Here is a 20,855-nt window from a genome sequence, read left to right as displayed (position 1 = left end):
ACAAACATATCTTCTTTGAATGAATACTTTCTATCGATAATTTCGAGCATTCTACCCGAACATTGGATTATTCTAGTCATATTACCTCATACTAACGGCCTTTCATACAGAGGTTAAGTCCATTTTAGACCAGACTATCTCAATGAAACGATAGTAAAGAACCCTCTCTCAAATTTATAGTTTATGCGCTTTTATGCTAAATGAGTGCATATTCATTTTTGCATGCAAAAATAAAATAAATATCTGTCGCCACTTTGTCGCCATTTTTCATTTCTAGGCCCAAAAAAAGGCCGCTCAATGCGACCTTTCATTATTCGTTATTTACGAAATATCGAGTCGTTACTCTTTACCGTAAACGTTGTTCTCTTGCTCTTGTACTCGGATGAAAGTAGTACGCTTAGTTAGCTCACGAAGCTTTGCTGCGCCTACATATGTACACGTTGAGCGTACACCGCCAAGGATGTCAGAAATCGTTGTATGAACTGAACCACGGTAAGGTAATAGCACGGTTTTACCTTCAGCTGCACGGTACTTAGCAACACCACCTGAGTGCTTGTCCATCGCGCTTTGTGAAGACATTCCGTAGAATTTCATGAACTGCTTACCGTCTTGCTCGATAACTTCACCGCCTGACTCTTCGTGACCTGCGAGCATACCGCCTAGCATTACGAAATCAGCACCGCCGCCGAACGCTTTAGATACGTCACCGGCACATGAACAGCCGCCATCACCGATAATACGACCACCAAGGCCATGCGCTGCGTCAGCACATTCAATGATTGCAGAAAGTTGTGGGTAACCAACACCTGTTTTAACACGAGTTGTACATACAGAGCCCGGACCAATGCCCACTTTAACGATATCGGCACCAGCAAGGATAAGCTCTTCAACCATATCGCCAGTAACAACGTTACCTGCAGAGATTACTTTATCTGGAAATTCAGCACGTACTTTTTCTACGTATTGAACTAAATGCTCTGAGTAACCATTTGCGATATCAACACAAATGAAGATCAAGTCATCAGTCAATGCCATGATATCTTTTGTTTTTTGGAAATCAGCTTCAGAAGTACCCGTAGAAACCATTGAATTGTTAAGAACAGAAGCGTCGCTCTCTTTTACAAAACCAGCCCAATCTTCAACCGTGTAATGCTTATGAATCGCAGTCATCACACCATGCTCAGAAAGTGCCTTCGCCATAGCGAAACTACCTACAGAATCCATGTTAGCTGCAATTACAGGTGTACCAGACCATTGACGACCGCTATGCTTAAATGTAAACTCGCGGGTTAATTCGACTTGAGAGCGACTTTTCAGTGTTGAACGCTTAGGACGAAACAGTACATCTTTGAAGCCTAACTTTAATTCTTGTTCGATACGCATGATAAATTCCTCGTATAATCGATAATGGCTCTACTATCTCTTGTTGCCTTTGGCAGAAGGCAGTTAACAAACCAAGATGGCAGGCACAAAAAAACCGGGGCGCTGGCAGGCGCTCCGGTTTTCAGTATTATAGGGCCCGAAACTTATTTCGCAAGTCTGATAATTCATTTTTTTTTGTGATATTATTGATAAATCTGCAAACAATACAGCCTCAACAAAATAAAACTCCGCAAAAAACAAAATCACAGAATAATTAACCAATAAGTAAATTTAGATCATATAAATAACTAGCCCTATTTATTGAATCGACCATCAAAAAGCAAGAAAGGTAAACGTTTGCTATTTGAGCCAATAAAACATGAGTGATCTACTTCGCAAATTTTTAATGTATTCATGAATGTTAATGAAAAAAGTTGTGATATAATCTCGGAAAATTCACTTATTAATGACATTTAATTCATGAAGTTTCCTGGCCAACGTAAGTCTAAACACTATTTTCCTGTTCACACTCGCGATCCACTAGTGAATCAAATTAACCAAACACCAAAACTTGAGAGAACTCATCTTATTGGTGTTGGTCAAACAATTGTTGATATCGAAGCGAAAGTCGATGATGATTTTTTAGAACGTCATCAATTAAGTAAAGGCCATTCATTAGTTCTTGAAGAAGCGAAAGCCGAAGCATTGTATAAAGAACTCTTTGAAAGAAACTTAATAAGCCATGAATACCCTGGCGATACGATTGGTAATACCCTTCATAACTACTCAGTACTTGCCGACAGTAAATCTATTTTATTGGGTGTCATGAGTGAAAACATCAAAATCGGTTCTTACGCTTATCGTTACCTATGTAACACGACAAGCCGTATGGACTTAGACCATTTACAACCGGTTCAAGGCCCTATTGGCCGCTGTTATACGCTGATCACAGAAGATGGCGAACGTACGTTTGCAATCAACGAAGGTGACATGAACCAACTGTGTCCTGCACACGTACCTGAACATATCTTTGATAAAGCCTCTGCATTAGTGATTTCTTCTTACCTTGTTCGAGGTAAAGAAGGCGACCCAATGATGGATGCCGTTCAAAAAGCGATTGATTGCGCGAAAGAGCACGGTGTTCCTGTCGTTTTAACGCTTGGCACAAAATACGTCATTGAAGGTAAAGCGGAATGGTGGCAGAAATTCTTGAAGGAAAATGTCACTGTTGTGGCAATGAACGAAGAAGAAGCAGAAGCGTTAACCGGTGAGAAAGATCCCCTACTCGCGGCGGATAAAGCCCTAGAATGGGTTGATTTAGTGCTTTGTACCGCAGGCCCTGTCGGTCTTTACATGGCTGGCTTCACTGAAGAAAGCATGAAACGTGAAACTGATAAACCACTTCTTCCTGGTAACATTCCTGAGTTCAATCGCTTTGAATACAGCCGTCCAATGATGAAAGCATTCTGTACTAAGCCAATTAAAGTCTCTTCTCACATTGCCCCTTACATGGGTGGCCCAATGGAGATTAAAAATACTAACGGTGCAGGCGATGCGGCATTGTCAGCATTACTGCACGACATGGCTGCAAACTTCTATCATAAAGAAAATGTGCCTAACTCAAGCAAGCATGATAAAGAATATTTAACTTATTCCTCTTTCTCTCAAATTTGTAAATACTCAAATCGCGCAAGCTACGAAGTGTTAACTCAACACTCTCCACGTCTTTCTAAAGCAATGCCAGAGCGTGAAGATTGTTTAGAAGAAGCGTATTGGGAGCGTTAATCTATCTACTATAGTTTTTATAGATAATAAAAATCCGACGTCATGCGTCGGATTTTTTGTATTTATTGATTCAACGTTCGGTCAGTCAATTTAAGTACGGTAAAGTACTTTAATCACATGCCAACCAAATTTGGTTTTCACTAAATGAGGAACTAACGTTTCACCACTAAAACACACTTTATCAAACTGCGGTACCATTTGGCCTTTTTTAAATTCACCCAAATCGCCCCCTTTTTTACCTGATGGACAGCTCGAATATTTCTTTGCTAGCACATGAAATTTTGCGCCTTTATTAAGCTGTTTAATGATGTCTTCAGCTTGCTCTTTATGTTTAACAAGAATATGTAGTGCTGATGCCGTATTAGCCATGAATGCCTCAAGATAATGTCATGTAAATATCGCGTAATTATACCGTTTATCCTTATACAAATGATACCCTCACCTTTCAATGTCGTCTCAAAAAAACTACAATGGTCTCTATAAAAAGAAACCCCATTTACCTCATTAAAGGCTAGCATCGATGAAAAGTAAGGCGAACCAATCACAAGGTATGTTGCTATTTAAGCTTACGTTAACCCAACGTTTTGCTATTGGTACATTAAAAGTTCGCGAGATCGTTCCCTTTCAGGCATTAACGTCTATCCCTTATTCTCATCATCATGTATTAGGAACGGCAACGATCAGAAACATGGCGATTCCTATCATTGATATGTCTGCTGCTGTGGGTTTTCGTCCCCTTCAAAAAGAAGAGTTCGACGATTGCTACATTATCATTACTGACTGTATGCGTACGGTCGTGGGATTTGCAGTAAGAGCCATTGATAAGATCATTGAATGCGATTGGAAAGCCATTGAACCCTCTCCAGAAACGGCAGGGAAAAATGTCTTTGTCACTGGAATAACACGAGTTGAAAATAGCATTGTACAATTGCTTGATGTCGAATTGTTGCTTTCAAAAATCTTCCCTGAAGACACATCAAATTTATACCCAATTCTCTCTGATGTAGAAAGAGAAAAGCTCAAACCTCTGCAAATAATGCTCGTCGATGACTCTGTCGTTGCCAGAAAACAACTTTCTAGTGCCTTAGACAGTATTAACATTCCGTATCAGGTAGCAACCAATGGTTTGGATGCGTATGAAAGACTCAAACAAGCCTCTCAGGAGCAGAGACCATTTGATATTATTGTTAGCGACATTGAAATGCCCGGTTTGGATGGCTATGAATTGGCCTTTGAAATCCAAAATGACGTTCGTTTAAAAGACGCGTACATTATCTTACATACTTCACTTTCGAGCGAGATCTGTGTAGAACAAGCACACCAAGTCGGCGCACATGAAGCCCTAACCAAATTTGAGGCGACAGAACTTGTCCAAGCAATGTTACGTGGCGCAAGACACAGAGAAAGTATTGTTTCGTCAATGCAGTAATAAACAGTCAATACAGTAATAAACAATAGACACAAAAAAGCCGCTGTATTCTTTATACAATAACGATAAAGAATACGGCGGCTTTTTCATTTAATAGCGATAAAGTAAGCAGTTTTTACACTTTTAGAAATATAAACGGATCACCGAAACAGCAACACACCCTGGGCGGCGACATTTCTCGATCTCAACTTTTACTTCTGTTTCAATTTCTAAGCCACGTTTAATCGGCGTCACTGATAACAGTGTGCTCCTTGAACGAATACGCTTGCCTGCTTTTACTGGGTATGGAAAACGAACTTTGTTCAATCCGTAATTCACCGTCATTTTAGCAGTAGGGAAAAGTAAATTATCATTACCTACATTATCGGTCATCTTAGACAACATTGATAATGTTAAAAAGCCATGCGCAATAGTGGTTTTAAAAGGTGACTCTGCGGCGGCTCTTTCTGGATCGGTATGAATCCATTGTGGATCTTCTGTAACGGCACCAAAATTATTGATACGTTCTTGATCCATTACAGACCAACTGCCTACGTGAATTTCATCACCTAATTGCGCAGTCAGTTCTTCGTATAGTGTTTGTGTCTCTGCATTCATCTCAACAGGCTCTGGTTGAACAGCTTCTTGCGTACAATTAACGGTACGCTTGTGCTCTTTCACCCAAGAAATAATGTGAATATTATTGGCTTTTTGTAAAAACTCAATCCAGTAATCCTTAATGGTTGGTGACATCCAGTCTTTTAATTCAAATGGATGTTTCGCCAGATATTCACGCTTATGCTTCAGAAAATCGACAACCTTCATAGAGAAACCTTATTTGATATCTAATCGTAAAAACAATGCTTAATCGCCAGAAGTACAATTGTGTTACACGTCACGTTTTTTTGCAAATACTTCCGAGCTTACAAGTGTTCGCCAGGATTCACTTTATACCTATAGAACAATGACTTGCTATTAATGTACACTGTGCAAAAAATTCAGCTCTAAAAGCAAAAACTCACCATTCTTCTCATATTTGCTAATAATGTCGTAATAATAAAAATAATCACAAATTTGAAATTGATCCAAAATGCGATTCTCTTTTGTTTACATTCCTATTAAAATTTAGTGTAAAACTCATGAATTTTCCAATAAATTTACACGTTAACAGTAATTTTCATCGCTCACTTTTTTCTTAACATAGAAAAATCTCTTTAGACGATTATATATATCAACGACACCGCATTACTTGCTCAACCGTAAAATTATTGAAATAGACGCTTTACCATAAGCTAACGTAGATCCCAATATTGATAAATACTCTCGCGTCAACGATGTATTAATTGGCGACACACTAACAACACGCGTCTTTTAGGTGAGAATACAAACAAGGTTATTACCTGTTCTATAATCCAAAATAAAAGCCTCCAAACTCAAATAAGTCTGGAGGCTTTCTTTACTCTTTAAAACTGAGAGCGTAAATTAACGTACTCAAGATTAACCGCGATAATAACGCTGAGGTACAAACGGCATTTTTTCAACGGTCATTGCTAATTTTTTGCCTCGAACTTCAGCGAACACTTCAGTGCCAATAACAGCAAGATCGGTTCTTAAGTATCCCATTGACACCGGTTTACCTGCTGTCGGACCTGCAGTACCAGAGGTTATAACACCAATTTCAGTATCATTCGCATCAAACAATTTACAGCCTTCACGCACTGGAGCCTTGGTTTGTCCAACTAGACCGACACGCTTACGGTTTACATCTTTGGTTTCAATCTGTTTAAGAATAATATCCGCACCAGGGAAACCACCGGCTCTTTCACCGTCCGCACGACGGTTCTTACTTATACCCCACAACAAGCTTGCTTCAACTGGTGTGGTGGTGGTATCTAAATCATGACCATATAAGCACAGACCGCACTCTAAGCGCAGTGAATCACGCGCACCAAGACCAATCCATTCCACATCTTCAAATGACGTTAATGTCTCTGCTAGTTCTGCTGCTTTAGCATTGGGTACAGAAATTTCATAACCATCTTCGCCAGTATAACCAGAGCGGCTAACATAACATTCGATGCCATTAATATCGATCGTGATTGAATCCATGAACAACATGTTTGCCACAGCAGGTTGAAGCCTTGATAACACATCTGCGGCTTTTGGTCCTTGAAGTGCGAGTAAAGCACGATCTTCAATTACTTCAAGTACAACGCCTTTTGGTAAGTGTGCTTGCAAATGCGCAATATCTTGTTCTTTACATGCCGCATTCACCACCACAAACAGATGATCACCAAAATTAGCCACCATCAAATCATCCATAATGCCGCCTTCTTCGTTAGTGAAGAACGCATAACGTTGTTTTTGAGAAGGAAGGTCAATAATATCAACCGGAACCAATGCTTCTAATGCAGCCGCTGCGCCCTCACCTTTTAATCGCAGTTGTCCCATGTGCGATACATCAAACAACCCCGCCGAATCACGCGTATGAAGGTGTTCTTTTTTCACACCAAGTGGGTACTGGACAGGCATATCATAACCGGCAAATGACACCATTTTTGCGCCAGCAGCTACGTGCATATCAAAAAGTGCAGTTTTATTTAGTTGTTCTGACATTCTTCTTTCTCCATGTGCCATCACTGGCTGATTTAGTCGTTATTTTTCTAATTAAGTAAGCGTTTATTGATTACGTATTATTTGGCCGTAACCCAGAGAATTTGAGCGTCTTCTTCACTGATTGAAATAAGCACGTGTCCCATACTCGCTTCATAATAAACACTGTCCCCTACCGCTAAATTAACAGGTTCATAGAATTCGCTGTAAAAACAAACTTCACCTTCTAGAACCAATAAAAATTCTTCTCCGTCATGACGAACCCATTCTGCGTACGCATTAAAATCTCGAGCACGTATGCGGCTTTTAAATGGCATCATTCTTTTGTTGGATAATTGCGTCGCCAGCAGTTCATGTTCATAAGTGGCCGTTGGATGCGGCTTACCTTGATCTGCCAGTGTGATATCTCGTCTTCCTACCGCACCTTTTTTCTTTGGCGGCTCAAATATTTGCGGGATATCAATATCCAATCCACTGGCTAGCTTTTGCAACGCCTGAAATGTGGGTGATATTTGTTCATTTTCTATTTTTGATAACGTTGAACGAGCCAAACCCGTTCGCTTGCTGGCTTCTTCAAGCGTCAATCCAAGCTGAATACGAATGTCTTTTAATCTTTTACCAAGATCAAGCGGAGCAATCGGTTGCTCTTCGTTATTTTTCTCTACTTTAACGATTTTAGCCTCTGTCATTATATTTCTTGGTTCACTCAAGTTGCTCTCCTTGCTCATTAAGCATCCAAATAGCGTTCTTAATATTCACTTTACAGAGGAAAATTGCGAGAGAAAAGGCAACAAGGATGCTCAAATAGTGCGCTAGGTAGCAAAACGGGAAACAAAGTTTCTTATTGGAAACTTCGACGTTGAATGTTGCATTTCACACTTGTATGTTTATCAGATGTAATGTGATGGATGTAATTAATACCGCCCTCACTTCTGATTTCACTTAATGCTAATTTGCTAATAGCAACTCACACTGGAGAAGAATCATGGAAAAAGATCTTAAATTTACAGCAAGCCACGAATGGGTACGTGAAAATGGCGACGGTACGGTAACAGTCGGTATCTCAAACCACGCTCAAGGCTTACTTGGTGATGTTGTATTTGTAGACTTACCTGACGTTGATGACGAAGTAACAGCAGGAGAAAACTTCTCTTTGGTTGAATCAGTTAAAGCCGCTTCTGACATTTACGCACCTATTTCTGGTGTGATTGTAGAAATCAATGAAGAGCTTGAAGACAGCCCTGAGCTTGTTAACGAAGAACCGTATGAAGGTGGTTGGATTGCTAAAATCAAACTGTCTGATGAAGGCCAACTAGAAAGCTTAATTCCTGGCGATCAATACCTTGAAAGCATCGAAGAAGAATAAAAATAACAAAAAGGATTAAGATCATGAGTCAGCTTCTTCAACAATTAGGCACGGATAACGAGTTTATTCGTCGCCACAATGGTCCCGCTTCTTCACAGCATCAACATATGCTCAATACGGTTGGCGCTGAAACACTAGAAAAATTAATCGAAGAAACCGTACCAAGCTCAATTCGTTTGCCTCAGCCAATGCAATTGCCTCACGGCCTTTCTGAAAATGCCATGCTTGCTGAGTTAAAACAAATCGCTCAACAAAACACATTGAACACAAGCTATATCGGCCAAGGGTATTACAATACGCACACACCTAATGTGATTTTACGTAATGTATTCGAAAACCCAGGTTGGTACACCGCTTACACGCCATATCAACCTGAGATTTCTCAAGGTCGTTTAGAAGCATTACTTAATTATCAACAAATGGTAATGGATTTAACAGGCCTTGATATTGCTAACGCATCTCTTCTTGATGAAGCGACCGCAGCAGCAGAAGCCATGACACTGTGTAAACGTGGTGGTAAAAACAAGAGTTCGACTTTCTTTGTGGCAGATGATGTTCACCCACAAACCTTAGCGGTAATCAAAACTCGAGCGAAATTCATCGGTTTTGACGTTGTTGTTGATACTGACTCAAATTTAGATTCACATGATGTGTTTGGTGCCCTACTTCAATACCCGGGAACCACGGGTGAAGTTAAAGATCTAACAACATTGATTGAACAAGCGCACGCTAAGAAAACCTTAGTGGTTGTAGCTACCGACCTACTTGCTTCAGTACTTCTTAAACCTGTTGGTGAAATGGGTGCGGATATAGCAATTGGTAGCGCACAACGCTTTGGTGTTCCAATGGGATACGGCGGTCCACACGCTGCATTCATGGCAACACGTGAAAAACTAAAACGTTCTATGCCGGGTCGTGTGATTGGTGTATCTATTGATTCAAAAGGCAACCAAGCGCTTCGCATGGCAATGCAAACGCGTGAGCAGCATATTCGTCGTGAAAAAGCGACATCAAATATTTGTACGGCTCAAGCTCTGCTTGCAAATATGGCCTCTTTCTACGCGGTATATCATGGTCCTGAAGGATTAAAAACTATCGCTCGTCGTGTGCATCATTTCACGGCTATCGTAGCAAAATCTCTGCAATCAGCAGGGTTTGAATTAGCACATCAACACTTCTTTGATACGTTAACGGTTAAGACAGAACAACAAACTGACATTCTTTACACCAAAGCACTCGCTGCAAGTATCAACCTACGTAAGTTTGATACTGAACTTGGCATTAGCTTTGATGAAACCACCACGGTTTCTGATTTAGTGGCGTTACTCGCTGTATTTGGTGTTGATAACGCAGAGTGTGACAGCTTATCAAATGATATTGGTCAAGATGAGTTCTCGGCTATTCCTGAAGCGTGTCGTCGTACTTCATCGTTCTTAACTCACCCAGTGTTCAATACGCATCACAGCGAAACACAAATGCTGCGTTATTTGAAAAAACTGGAAAACAAAGATTTCTCATTAACTCACGGCATGATCCCGCTTGGATCTTGTACCATGAAGTTAAACGCCGTGGCTGAAATGCTTCCCGTCACGTGGCCTGAGTTTGGTGGCATTCACCCATTCGCACCACTTAACCAAGCGGCAGGTTACACAACTTTAGCAACGTCTCTAAAATCGATGCTGTGTGAAATAACAGGCTACGATGATTTTTCTCTGCAACCAAACTCAGGCGCATCTGGCGAATACGCAGGGTTAATTGCAATTCAGCGTTACCATGAAAGCCGCAACGAAGGTCACCGCAACGTGTGCTTGATCCCAAGCTCTGCACACGGTACTAACCCTGCGACCGCATCAATGGTGTCAATGAAAGTGGTTGTCGTTAAATGTGATGATAACGGCAATATCGACATGCTCGATTTGGCTGAGAAAATCGCAAAACATCAAGAAAATCTATCAAGCATCATGATCACTTACCCTTCTACGCACGGTGTGTATGAAGAGCAAGTGCGCGAAGTGTGTGACATGGTTCATGAAGCAGGCGGTCAAGTGTACCTTGATGGTGCAAACATGAATGCACAAGTTGGTTTAACCAGCCCGGGCTTTATTGGTTCAGATGTTTCTCACTTAAACCTACATAAAACCTTCTGTATTCCGCATGGCGGTGGTGGTCCGGGTATGGGCCCTATCGGTGTTAAATCACACCTAGCCCCTTTCCTTCCTGGTCACTCTGAAAATGGCGTTCAAGGTTCAGATTATGCAGTTTCTGCTGCGGATCTAGGCAGTGCCTCTATTCTTCCTATTTCATGGGCATACATTGCGATGATGGGTGAAATGGGTCTGACTGAAGCGACTAAAGTGGCGATCTTAAATGCGAACTACGTAATGGAGCGTTTACGCCCTCACTATCCTGTTTTATACCGTGGTACGAATGGTCGAATTGCTCACGAATGTATTATTGATATCCGTCCGCTTAAAGAAGCAACAGGGATCAGTGAAGAAGACATTGCGAAACGTTTGATGGACTTTGGTTTCCATGCGCCAACCATGTCGTTCCCTGTTGCGGGGACGTTAATGATTGAGCCAACAGAATCTGAAGACTTAGCCGAATTGGATCGCTTCTGTGAAGCAATGATCGCAATCCGTGAAGAGATGAATAAAGTTCAGCAAGGCGAATGGCCGTTAGACAATAATCCGCTTGTGAATGCCCCGCATACTCAAGTTGATCTAATGTCGAACGAGTGGGATCACCCATACACTCGTGAAGTGGCTTGCTTCCCATCAGCTCAAGCAAAAGCATCTAAATATTGGCCAACGGTAAATCGCGTTGATAACGTGTACGGTGACCGAAACTTAATTTGTTCTTGCCCAAGTATTGATAGTTACGAAGAATAATTTTTCACTGCAAAAAATAACACAATACAGTAAAGGTGAACCTTAAAGGTTCACCTTTTTTTTACATTAAAAACGCATTTTAAATCAATTTCCAGTAAGAGAAACTAATGCTAGCCAGATGATGAACTGTATGCCAGAATCCACCGCTTTTCGCAGCCCATGCATTTGACATAAAAACAACATCTAACAAAAAAATAACTTTAACTTATTAGCTAACGGTTCATTGTTGTCGAATTACACATCTATTCTAGATTATGTACTAAGCCATACCATGTAATCTTTTATTGGAAACCTCTTTTGAAAACTGCCTTCTGTTCATTTTTTCTTAATAAAACATATTTAGCGTTAGTGTCTACATTTAAACAAAGAATAAAACAGACACGTACCACCTCTCATTCTTACATTTATGATCTTTCAGCCATTGCCTTACTATTGCTGCCGTTAACACTATCAAACGCGATTATGGTGTTATTTGCTCATGCTTTTAATTTCATTGAACTTCATGAATTATCAACGTTACTTTTCAATCTTTCAAACGTATTGATTAATATCTACCCACTCTCATTTTGTATCGTCGCAGGGTATTATCTTTCTCATAAAACAACGTTTAATAGCGCTTCATTCATTATTTATACCTTAGCGCTTTTCTATCTGGTTTCTGTTGAAAACGGCAGTTTATCTGTCCCTTATAATTTCCCGAACAACCCGCTTCTTGCCTTATTAAGCGCATTAATTACGTTTCTTTATTGCTCTCGATTTAGCTTGCAACAGCTTGAACCTCAAGCCTTAGATTTTTCTTCACGTCTATTCAAGCATGTTTTACATTTCTTTGTTTTTATCGCTTCAGCTCTCTTTCTATCAAAAATTGCCTCCAAATGTATTGAGACTTTTTCATCGCTTATTGGTAATTTCAGTGCTGATCCTTTGACTCTAACTGGAGGGTTACTTTACCAAACCTTATTAGGTTTATTAGGGGCAATTGGCATTAACGGCCATAACATGTTATTCGCCACTAAACAGGCTATTTTTGCAGAAACGCAACACAACATGACCGAATGGCTAGCGGGCGAAGCGCAATTACACACGATCAATCAAGGCTTTTATGATGCCTTTATGTCAATGGGCGGCTCAGGTAATAGCATCAGTTTACTGTTGTGCATCCTCTTGTTTTCTAAAGAACGAAACCACAGAATGCTCGCATTAGCGGCTTTTCCTCTAGTCATGTTCAATATCAATGAAGTTTTGCTGTTTGGCTTACCTATAATCTTCAATCCATTATTGATCATCCCCTTTGTCACGCTACCTCTTGTCAGTTTTCTTATCACCTACATTTGTATCGAGTCTGGTCTTATTTCACCCATCGTCAGCATTGTGGATTGGATGACGCCCCCCCTCTTTAGTGGATACATTGCAATGGGAGATGATATCGACGGATCTATCCTGCAATTAGTGATCATTATCATCGGGATCTTTATTTATCGTCCGTTTTATTTAAGCTTTGCGGGCAAATATTCACTCTATTTAAAATCCACTCTGCCTGATTCAACAATAGAAAAATCCATCTTTAAGAATCTATTAGATAGCGTAAGAAGTTCGGCGGCAAACAGCCTTAGTACCTCCTCATCGCAAAAACGATTAGCTCGCCTTCTCCGAGAAGGTGAGTTCATTATGTATTATCAACTTTTGCAATCTATTTGCGATAAAAATGATTTTTCCTTTGAAGCCTTACTACGCTATCAAGACAAATCAGGGAGAATCTGTCCTCCGATCTTTATTGTCGATTTTCAGTTGCTTAATATGATGCCCATGCTTGATAAATTGGTGATCGATAAAGTGCTTTCTGACATGCAAGAAATGACGTTATCTCCATCACATCGAATCGCCGTTAACATTTCGGTCGCTTCTATTGAAAACCATGATTTCGCTTCTCATTTACTTACGCGGTTACAACATTATGCGATTTCACCACACTGGTTAGAAATCGAGATCACCGAAGAAGCGATTTTAAGTGACAATCAAAATCTATTAACCACACTTGAAACTTTAAAATCTCACGGCATAAAGATTGCGATGGATGATTTTGGCACTGGTTATGCGTCATTTCCTCACTTACTTAAATACCCATTTGATAAGATAAAATTGGATCGGTCATTATTGTTGGATGCCTCAACGAAGAAAGGCAAAGATCTGTATCAATTGATCGTAAAAATGGGCGACGTGGCGGATTGTGAAGTGGTCGCTGAAGGCGTAGAAACAAAGCAAGAATATCAATTTGTCTCAAATTGTGGCGTCGATAAAGTACAAGGCTTTTTAATTGCGAAACCACAACCCTTATCATCGGTTCTTGAAAAATTGAAACCGTAACCTTAAACCCCCCATTCTCATTTCTATATTTCCCATAAGCAGAGCTCACCCTCTGCTTTTTTTGTATTTCAACTTAATTAAAATCACACTTATCCCGTTATTAACCGACCTCTTTTCACCAACCATCACTCCAACATTTATGATGTCCATACTGACGCCTATTTATCTTATTCAACAATAAAATCCAATATTAAAAACGAAAACAAACACAAGATAGCTCAGCCTTTATCGTCTAAAGTTCAAATTCAAATTAACTGAATTGCTAGTTATTTTGACTATTCAAACAGTGATTACGAGTGTTTTTTTATAAGCCTGCACTACCGTATTGAAATAACAAATTAAGTTGATATTTTGGCAGGCTAAATAAGGTAGAACAAAAATAATTTGTTAGAGGATCGACACAATGGCTAAGCCAATCCAACTGGGTTTTATGGCTTTAATACTTGCTTTTTCTGCGCCCACTTTTGCTAAAGGTGAACGTTACGGCGCAACCGCGAGTTTAAGAACGATAGAATCTACTGAGTACGAACAAGGAATGAGTGGCGAACTCAGCACGATCAGTTACGGGTTAGTTCATACGCGACCAATTGATGAAAACAACAATCGCTGGCGTTGGTGGCTTGGGTTTAATTATCTTTCCGATTACATAGATGCGCCTGCCAATGGGGTTTATCAAGAAGTCACCAATTATGAATTACGTATTGTTCCTCAGTACGCATTAGGCAGCTTATGGGCATTTACTCCTTATGTCGGTGCCGGTCTTTCTCTGGGCTACAGCCAATATGGCAATCGATGGAAAGTCGATAATGATGGCTTTAAATACGGTTCTCAACTCGACGATATTGATCAATTTGAAGTTGGTGCCGTCGTTACCTTTGGCACCGTCATCAAACTTGGGGGAAACCCTGACGCTCATCTACAAATTATTCCTCAAGCATCGTACATCCAACCTCTTTATAACGACGGTTTGGGTGGTATAGAGCTCTCCGTATCACTGCTATTTTAAGGGGCGAAAGTGAATTTAAATCAACTGACGCTGTACATTACAAAATCACCGGAAGAATACACGGGTGGTAAGCACATCGAAATGCCAGAAAGTGGCGGTTCTTTAGGTCGTAATCCAAGTAACACCTTGAGTTTAATTGATCATAATCGATTCATTTCAGGCTCTCATTGCTTAATCAGTGTTTATGGTGACACTTATTATTTAAGTGATGTCAGCACGAATGGAACCTTGGTTAATGGCAATAAATTATTAAAAAACCAACCCATCTCTTTGTATGATGGTGACAACATTGTTCTTGGCCGTTATGAAGTTTCTGTTGGGCTCGAAAAATTATCGAACACCGTGAATATTGCGGCGGATATCACCACTGAATCAGATTCAACCGACCCACTGCTTAATTTAGCAGAATACAAAGACGTGACAGCGAACCAAACGGGATCCGTCGAAGACTTATTTATCGAAACTCGACAAGACGATATCGATACTCAAGATCCAGTGACGCACTTAAACTTCACACTCAAAGATGATGATGATTTTTTACTGAGTGAGCACGAAGAAAAAGCGCAACATCATGTGCCTGAATACGCCCCATCACGCCAATTACTTGATGACAGTGACAGTGTGCATTCTGAGTTTCATATGCCTAATATGATCCCTGAAGATTGGTTGTCTTCTGATTTATCTGCAGAGCCAAAACCAATGGAGCAACTGACTCCAGAAACGGTCTTTAATGCGCCCGACTCTGCACCTCAAACAGTACAAGCAGCACCGACTCAACAATCTTGGGAAGAAGTCACACAAACCATACAGACACAACACGCATCTGCTCCCCAAGAGCCTGCGGAGAAAAAATCAGAACCAGCCTACTATTCAGGAATAGAGCCATCTCAACACGCGATGGTTCCTCAAATAAATACCAACTCATCCAATGATCATTTTAAAGATGCATTTTTTAAAGGATTGGGGATATCTGAGGCTCAGTTCAATAATATTGACACGCATTTTTTCCAACAAATGGGGACATGTCTACGTCTTTGTATTAATGATTTACAGAAAGATTTAAGCGAAATAAAAGCAATTAAAGACACAGAGCAAGACACTCCACTCACCAATATAGTGGAATTAATGTTGTCTCTTAATCAACAGCAATTACTGTCCCCAAATGAATTAATTGAACAGATCTTAGATGAACTTGATTCTCATAAAATAAAAATGTCTCAAGCAACCAATGAGATTGTGAATCAACAAATTCAAGCTTTTGATCCCCGAGTATTTTCTAACAACCTAAGTTCGCAATCTCGCTTTATGCCAAAACGAAAATTATGGAAGGAATACATCGATTTCTATCATAAAAACAACACCGAAAAAGTAGATATCTCAGGCACTGCACTTCAGCAGAAAATCAAAGAGCAATACAGCAAAAATGCTAAGGCTTAACATGCGAAATATACTCACACTCACCCTTATTTTACTTCTTTCTGGTTGCACCATGTGGGATCAATTTAAGGAATCGACAGGGATCACTCCTGAAACCTCATCAATAGAATTGATTATTACGGCAGACAGTATTCTCAATGTTCGAGAAGGAGGTCAATCATCTCCTGTGATCCTTCGAATCCACGAACTGAACTCCCCTGTGCTATTTCGTAATCTCGACTTTTTTGCTCTCTTTGAGAATGACAAAGCCTCTCTTGGCGATGAATACATCAAACGCTACGAATACCAAATACAGCCAGGCGATGTCATTCACGAAACCTTGGTGCTTGATCCTGAAACACGAGCCATTGGCTTCTCTGTTGCCTTTCGAGACATTAATGGATCCTCGTGGCGCAAAGTAGAACTGATTGAAGAGAAAAGTGAATATTTTCTTAAATTGTCACTAAAAGACAGCGAACTATCGTCAAACAATACTCGCGGTATTGAACAAACATATTTTTAAGGATATCAACAATGTCATTATATAACCCTGTCGTGTGGCAAGATGGAATGTTCATGAAACCGCAACATTTCCAGCAATTAGATCGCTATCAAGGCAGACAAAGTGGAATGCTAAGTGGGTTTGAATCTCCTCTTCATTGGGGAATAAAACGCATTGAAATCAATACGGAACTATTGGCGTTAGGTAAAATCGGCATCACTCACGCTGAAGGGATCTTGCAAGATCGCACTCCTTTTGATTTGCCATTGCACGCGTCATTACCTGAAGTAAAAGACGTCGATGCTTCTATTGCAAATAAAGTCTTATATTTGTGCTGTCCTCTTCCATCTGAACGCTCAGAGCTATTTGGTACAAGTAAAGATGGTGCGCGTTACACAATGCACACTCAAGATGCCGTTGATGCCTGTTATGACAGTGAAGAAATCGCTAACATCACCATTGGTAAGCTTAACTTTTGTTTAATGTACGAAGATGAAGATAAGAGTGCTTACACTTCGATCCCTATTTTGAAAATTTCAGAAGTAAAACCCGATGGCAGTATTATTCTAGACAAGTCATACATCCCTACTTGTATTGATATAAATGCATCAAACGTACTCAAAAAATTTACTACCGAGTTTGCATCAATGCTTCGCCATCGTGCTGAATCCATTGTTCAACGTTTAGGCGTTGTTGATCAGCAAGGCGTGTCTTCGGTTTCTGACTTTATGCTTTTACAAGCCTTGAATCGTTATGAACCTTTGTTCTGGCACTTTTCGAATATTGAAGGTGTCCATCCCGAAAGCTTTTACCGTGTATTATTGCAAGCCGAAGGCGAACTGGCCACATTATGCTCGGCATCTCGTCGACCACAAGAATTCGTTCCTTATAACCACGGAAATTTAACCAGTTGTTTATCAACCATACTCAATAACTCAAAAATGACCTTGAGTGTGATGTCAGAACAACGCGCTATCCCTCTCACTCTCAAAGAGCAAGGTTATGGTATACGTGTTGCTCCGATTGCAGACAGGAGCATTGTAGACGCGACGACCTTTATCTTAGCCGTGAAAGCCGATGTGACTCTCGATATTCTTCATACTCAATTTGTCTCTCAAACTAAGATTGGCTCAATTGATAACATTCGTGAGCTTATCAATCTGCAATTGCCTGGTATTCGTATCAAACCAATGCCAGTCGTGCCTCGTGCTCTGCCTTATCACGCTGGCTACACCTACTTTGAATTAGACAAAGCCAGTGATGAATGGGCTGCACTAAACAAAGCGGCCGCCATTGCTGTTCATGTGGCGGGTGACTTTGCGAACCTATCATTGCAACTCTGGGCCGTTAGATTATGAGTTACGCCGAAGACGATGTAACCGTCGTACTCTTTCAACCAGAGCCGGGCAAACCGATGGAGGTAATGCCCGCCCCTGATTTATCTCGGAATATTTCAGTCAGTGAATTGACCATAACATCAATGGGAATAAACCCATTAGTTGACCAATTTACGTGGTTGATTGCGAGTTTATCTTGCATGTCGTCTATTCCTTGGCTTGATGACCCAATGCCCTTTCGTGAGCAAGTCGCTCGTGAAATTCGCAAAGGCGAACGCATGCTTAATGAAATGGAAGTGGATCGCGCTTCTATTTTGGTTATTCGTTATTGCTTGTGTGCCGCGATGGATGAATCCGTATGCCGACAAGAATGGGGAGCAAACAGTAACTGGAGCCAAAACAGTCTGTTGTCTGAGTTTCATAATGAAACCTCCGGGGGTGATAAGTTTTTTGTGATTCTAGAGCGATTAAAAGCCGATCCAAAAAAATACCGCCACGTGATTGAGTTTTTGTATTTATTGCTGCAACTCGGCTTTAAAGGCAAATACGGCCGCGCAGAACGAGGGGCAGAAAGTCTTGCTGAAATTGGCAATACGATTTATCGCCTTGTCCGTGATGAGCGCCTTGCAGAGCAAGAAAAAGTCGCTTTAGTGGATGTAAAATCCAAATATTTAAAAAAACCATTAAAACGTGTATTACCCCCAAAACTCATTCTTGGGGTAAGCGCGGTACTTTTTGCGGCGTTATATGCAGCAACGTACCTCGTTATTGACGTACGTTTTCAAAAACTACTGTCAATTTATCAATAAATGACACAGGGATTTTGTCTCTTAAATTTTACAGGTAAGGTAATTCAATTATGGGCGTAACTGTTGCAGCAAATGGACTGAGTGTTATTCACCAAGGCTCTGGAGGGGAAGCAAACGCAACCCTACCCGATGTGTGCCTCACTAAAGTAGGTAAACCCATTGTGCCTATCCCTTATGGCAATAACGCCAAAGCCGCTGACTTGGCCAAAGGCACAACCACGATCACAATGGATGGCGGTAACCCTGTCGGCATTAAAGGCAGTACCTTCTCAAAAAGTACCGGTGATGCCGGTGGTGATAAAAAAGGCGTTGCGTCTGGCACGATTGAAGCAGAAGCCGAGTTTATCTCTGCCTCTCCTACCGTAAAATTTGAAGGTAAAGGCGTTTGCCGCTTATCAGACCAAATGACAATGAATAAAGCCAACACCATGTGTTTAGGTGGTGCTCAGAACCCATCCGTGTCGGTAACGGCTGAAGAAGAAGGGACTTATACGGTTGATGTGACTTGTAAGTACCCTAATGGAGAAGCCTATGCCAATGCACCCTTTGAAATAAAAAGTGCGGCAGGAAGTGTGATTGCGAGTGGAGAGCTAGATGCAAACGGAAAAGCATCCTGTAGTGATTTAGCGCCAGTTGAATGCTTACTTATTTTAAAAGAAAGCAAAAATACGTATGTACCCAACCAAACCTTATCAATAAACCAACCAACAGAAACCTATGAAGACACCCCTAATTTTTGTACCTTTGTTTCAGGACGAAGATCCCCTTTTTGGGATAGGAAAATCGGTGTACATAGTGATTGGGGAGTTTTAATTTCGCCTTCTTTTACAGATGATGACTTCAAAGATATGGTATTTGAGCAAAGCCGTATTTTATCTCCTCACGCCATTAGTCGCAATCATTCAAAAGATTTTGCTAATGCCTTTATTTCTGCTCTTTTTCATATCCAAGAAGATCGCGAAACTCTTGAAAAATACGACCAATTACTCGAACTATTATTAGAACAAGTTCATGAGAACGGTAACATTATTCGTATTTTATTCCAGGCAGACATTACAGAACCACCCGCAGAACTACTTGCTCAATTACGATCGTTAGGCACTGGCAATACGATTCAATACCTACAAGCAATGCCATGGAGTGTCATTAACAATCAACTTTGCTCTCATATTGATGATGTAGTCGCTGCATTAGATAGCCGATTAGAATACATATTACTTCAAGCCCAAACGCACTCTTTCTCCGGTATTGAAGAAGGTGTAAAAAAATACAGGGATGGTCTAAAAGTATTATCTCGTTCGCTTCCTAATATCTTTAATCTCATCTTAGGAAAAACTAACGAAAAACTTATTTCTATCGCTTCGATGGCAACAGGCTCTATTGTCACTATCACAGGAAAAAGTGGGTTTACAACTAATTCCGGTGAAATTAATACTGTTGTATATACAAAAACCAGTAACTTACATCGACCTCCCATTGTTATTTTCGACGACGTTTTCTCTGATTAAGGTAATTAAAAATGGACGCAGTATTTCCAATCACACAGCGTAACGGTGAAGAATTTCATACCCTGAGTGATTTCAAACAACTCTTCAAAGAAGTGAAAAGTGGTCGCTACATTTTAAGTCAAGGCCATGGCTGGCACAGCGGTGTTCACTTAACGTCAAAAATACTTCCTTACGGTAAAGGGCTTCGTCCAATTCAAGCGATGTTGAGTGGTAAAATCGTGGCATATAGAATAAACCCTGACTACCAAATCAGTGTTTATCAAGAACAAGAATTATCTTTTAGTAATAATTTTGTATTAATTGAGCATACAGCCAAAAACCCAGATCAAAAAAAAGAAGATGATTTTTATTTTTATTCTCTCTATATGCACCTTGCACCACCCAGTGATATTGGAGCAAATTCATCTGTAACGACTCGTTATAAACTATTAACCGGGCGTAATGTTCGTACATTTAAACTAGATTCTGAGCCTGAACGTAATAAGCAT

At 40.4% G+C, this 20,855-nt stretch carries 16 protein-coding genes and 1 pseudogene; 12 read left to right on the top strand and 5 right to left on the bottom strand.

Annotated elements, in window-relative coordinates; genetic code table 11:
- Positions 1 to 339: 339 nt before the first annotated feature.
- Positions 340 to 1,383 carry a GMP reductase gene (locus AACV33_RS14305; protein WP_017020834.1) on the bottom strand — a complete coding sequence of 348 codons (1,044 nt, stop codon included), beginning with the start codon at positions 1,381 to 1,383 and terminating at the stop codon, positions 340 to 342.
- 459 nt (positions 1,384 to 1,842) lie between these two features.
- Between AACV33_RS14305 and AACV33_RS14300 the strand changes: the two genes are divergently transcribed.
- Positions 1,843 to 3,147 carry an inosine/guanosine kinase gene (locus AACV33_RS14300; protein WP_012551831.1) on the top strand — a complete coding sequence of 435 codons (1,305 nt, stop codon included), beginning with the start codon at positions 1,843 to 1,845 and terminating at the stop codon, positions 3,145 to 3,147.
- 90 nt (positions 3,148 to 3,237) lie between these two features.
- Here AACV33_RS14300 and AACV33_RS14295 read toward each other — a convergent pair whose 3' ends face one another.
- A complete protein-coding gene (locus AACV33_RS14295; RefSeq protein WP_012551830.1) occupies positions 3,238 to 3,516 on the bottom strand; it encodes a peptidylprolyl isomerase in 279 nt (92 codons plus the stop codon).
- A gap of 151 nt (positions 3,517 to 3,667) precedes the next feature.
- On the opposite strand from AACV33_RS14295, the gene AACV33_RS14290 reads away from it, so the two are divergent.
- Entirely contained in the window at positions 3,668 to 4,576 is a 909-nt protein-coding gene (locus AACV33_RS14290; RefSeq protein WP_023604571.1) for a chemotaxis protein, read from the top strand.
- Positions 4,577 to 4,699: 123 nt separating this feature from the next.
- Here AACV33_RS14290 and AACV33_RS14285 read toward each other — a convergent pair whose 3' ends face one another.
- The 3 genes from AACV33_RS14285 to AACV33_RS14275 all read right to left on the bottom strand — a co-directional run bounded on the left by AACV33_RS14285 (position 4,700) and on the right by AACV33_RS14275 (position 7,857).
- A complete protein-coding gene (locus tag AACV33_RS14285) occupies positions 4,700 to 5,380 on the bottom strand; it encodes a MaoC family dehydratase (protein ID WP_017020836.1) in 681 nt (226 codons plus the stop codon).
- Between the two features lie 672 nt (positions 5,381 to 6,052).
- A complete protein-coding gene (gene gcvT, locus AACV33_RS14280; RefSeq protein WP_182700344.1) occupies positions 6,053 to 7,171 on the bottom strand; it encodes a glycine cleavage system aminomethyltransferase GcvT in 1,119 nt (372 codons plus the stop codon).
- Positions 7,172 to 7,248: 77 nt separating this feature from the next.
- Positions 7,249 to 7,857 (bottom strand): helix-turn-helix domain-containing protein, encoded by a 609-nt coding sequence (locus tag AACV33_RS14275; RefSeq protein WP_182700350.1) that lies wholly within the window; start codon positions 7,855 to 7,857, stop codon positions 7,249 to 7,251.
- Between the two features lie 296 nt (positions 7,858 to 8,153).
- On the opposite strand from AACV33_RS14275, the gene gcvH reads away from it, so the two are divergent.
- The 10 genes and pseudogenes from gcvH to AACV33_RS14225 all read left to right on the top strand — a co-directional run.
- Positions 8,154 to 8,534: a glycine cleavage system protein GcvH gene (gcvH, locus tag AACV33_RS14270; RefSeq protein ID WP_023604575.1), complete on the top strand. Its 381-nt coding sequence runs from the start codon at positions 8,154 to 8,156 to the stop codon at positions 8,532 to 8,534.
- A gap of 23 nt (positions 8,535 to 8,557) precedes the next feature.
- Positions 8,558 to 11,425, top strand: coding sequence for an aminomethyl-transferring glycine dehydrogenase (gene gcvP, locus AACV33_RS14265; RefSeq protein WP_182700343.1), 2,868 nt, complete (start codon positions 8,558 to 8,560; stop codon positions 11,423 to 11,425).
- A 348-nt stretch (positions 11,426 to 11,773) separates the two neighbouring features.
- Positions 11,774 to 13,789, top strand: coding sequence for an EAL domain-containing protein (locus tag AACV33_RS14260; protein WP_182700349.1), 2,016 nt, complete (start codon positions 11,774 to 11,776; stop codon positions 13,787 to 13,789).
- Between the two features lie 403 nt (positions 13,790 to 14,192).
- Entirely contained in the window at positions 14,193 to 14,795 is a 603-nt protein-coding gene (locus tag AACV33_RS14255; protein WP_017020843.1) for a hypothetical protein, read from the top strand.
- A 9-nt stretch (positions 14,796 to 14,804) separates the two neighbouring features.
- Positions 14,805 to 16,232 (top strand): type VI secretion system-associated FHA domain protein TagH, encoded by a 1,428-nt coding sequence (gene tagH / locus AACV33_RS14250; RefSeq protein WP_182700342.1) that lies wholly within the window; start codon positions 14,805 to 14,807, stop codon positions 16,230 to 16,232.
- A gap of 1 nt (position 16,233) precedes the next feature.
- A complete protein-coding gene (tssJ, locus tag AACV33_RS14245; RefSeq protein ID WP_026469817.1) occupies positions 16,234 to 16,734 on the top strand; it encodes a type VI secretion system lipoprotein TssJ in 501 nt (166 codons plus the stop codon).
- 11 nt (positions 16,735 to 16,745) lie between these two features.
- A complete protein-coding gene (tssK, locus tag AACV33_RS14240) occupies positions 16,746 to 18,071 on the top strand; it encodes a type VI secretion system baseplate subunit TssK (protein ID WP_023604580.1) in 1,326 nt (441 codons plus the stop codon).
- Positions 18,068 to 18,859 carry a type IVB secretion system protein IcmH/DotU gene (gene icmH / locus AACV33_RS14235; protein ID WP_182700341.1) on the top strand — a complete coding sequence of 264 codons (792 nt, stop codon included), beginning with the start codon at positions 18,068 to 18,070 and terminating at the stop codon, positions 18,857 to 18,859. The genes tssK and icmH overlap by 4 nt, the downstream gene beginning before the upstream one ends.
- Positions 18,860 to 18,909: 50 nt before the next feature.
- Complete coding sequence (locus AACV33_RS14230; RefSeq protein WP_182700340.1) at positions 18,910 to 20,367, top strand: DUF4150 domain-containing protein; 1,458 nt, start codon at positions 18,910 to 18,912, stop codon at positions 20,365 to 20,367.
- An 11-nt stretch (positions 20,368 to 20,378) separates the two neighbouring features.
- Positions 20,379 to 20,855 (top strand): annotated as a pseudogene (locus tag AACV33_RS14225) (hypothetical protein); the annotation flags it as partial.

The organism is Aliivibrio sp. SR45-2 (assembly GCF_963890165.1).
In the GTDB taxonomy this organism is placed as follows: Bacteria; Pseudomonadota; Gammaproteobacteria; order Enterobacterales; family Vibrionaceae; genus Aliivibrio; species Aliivibrio salmonicida.
The sequence above is the reverse complement of the archived record's forward strand: the minus strand, read 5'-3'. Positions and strand labels throughout refer to the sequence as shown.

Excerpts from the sequence above, each read along its gene's own strand:
- gcvH (WP_023604575.1), top strand. The coding sequence starts at position 8,154 with ATGGAAAAAGATCTTAAATTTACAGCAAGCCACGAATGGGTACGTGAA.
- AACV33_RS14290 (WP_023604571.1), top strand. The coding sequence starts at position 3,668 with ATGAAAAGTAAGGCGAACCAATCACAAGGTATGTTGCTATTTAAGCTT.
- tssJ (WP_026469817.1), top strand. The coding sequence starts at position 16,234 with ATGCGAAATATACTCACACTCACCCTTATTTTACTTCTTTCTGGTTGC.
- AACV33_RS14295 (WP_012551830.1), bottom strand. The coding sequence starts at position 3,516 with ATGGCTAATACGGCATCAGCACTACATATTCTTGTTAAACATAAAGAG.
- icmH (WP_182700341.1), top strand. The coding sequence starts at position 18,068 with ATGAGTTACGCCGAAGACGATGTAACCGTCGTACTCTTTCAACCAGAG.
- gcvT (WP_182700344.1), bottom strand. The coding sequence starts at position 7,171 with ATGTCAGAACAACTAAATAAAACTGCACTTTTTGATATGCACGTAGCT.
- AACV33_RS14300 (WP_012551831.1), top strand. The coding sequence starts at position 1,843 with ATGAAGTTTCCTGGCCAACGTAAGTCTAAACACTATTTTCCTGTTCAC.
- AACV33_RS14255 (WP_017020843.1), top strand. The coding sequence starts at position 14,193 with ATGGCTAAGCCAATCCAACTGGGTTTTATGGCTTTAATACTTGCTTTT.
- AACV33_RS14275 (WP_182700350.1), bottom strand. The coding sequence starts at position 7,857 with ATGACAGAGGCTAAAATCGTTAAAGTAGAGAAAAATAACGAAGAGCAA.
- tssK (WP_023604580.1), top strand. The coding sequence starts at position 16,746 with ATGTCATTATATAACCCTGTCGTGTGGCAAGATGGAATGTTCATGAAA.
- AACV33_RS14285 (WP_017020836.1), bottom strand. The coding sequence starts at position 5,380 with ATGAAGGTTGTCGATTTTCTGAAGCATAAGCGTGAATATCTGGCGAAA.
- gcvP (WP_182700343.1), top strand. The coding sequence starts at position 8,558 with ATGAGTCAGCTTCTTCAACAATTAGGCACGGATAACGAGTTTATTCGT.
- AACV33_RS14230 (WP_182700340.1), top strand. The coding sequence starts at position 18,910 with ATGGGCGTAACTGTTGCAGCAAATGGACTGAGTGTTATTCACCAAGGC.
- AACV33_RS14305 (WP_017020834.1), bottom strand. The coding sequence starts at position 1,383 with ATGCGTATCGAACAAGAATTAAAGTTAGGCTTCAAAGATGTACTGTTT.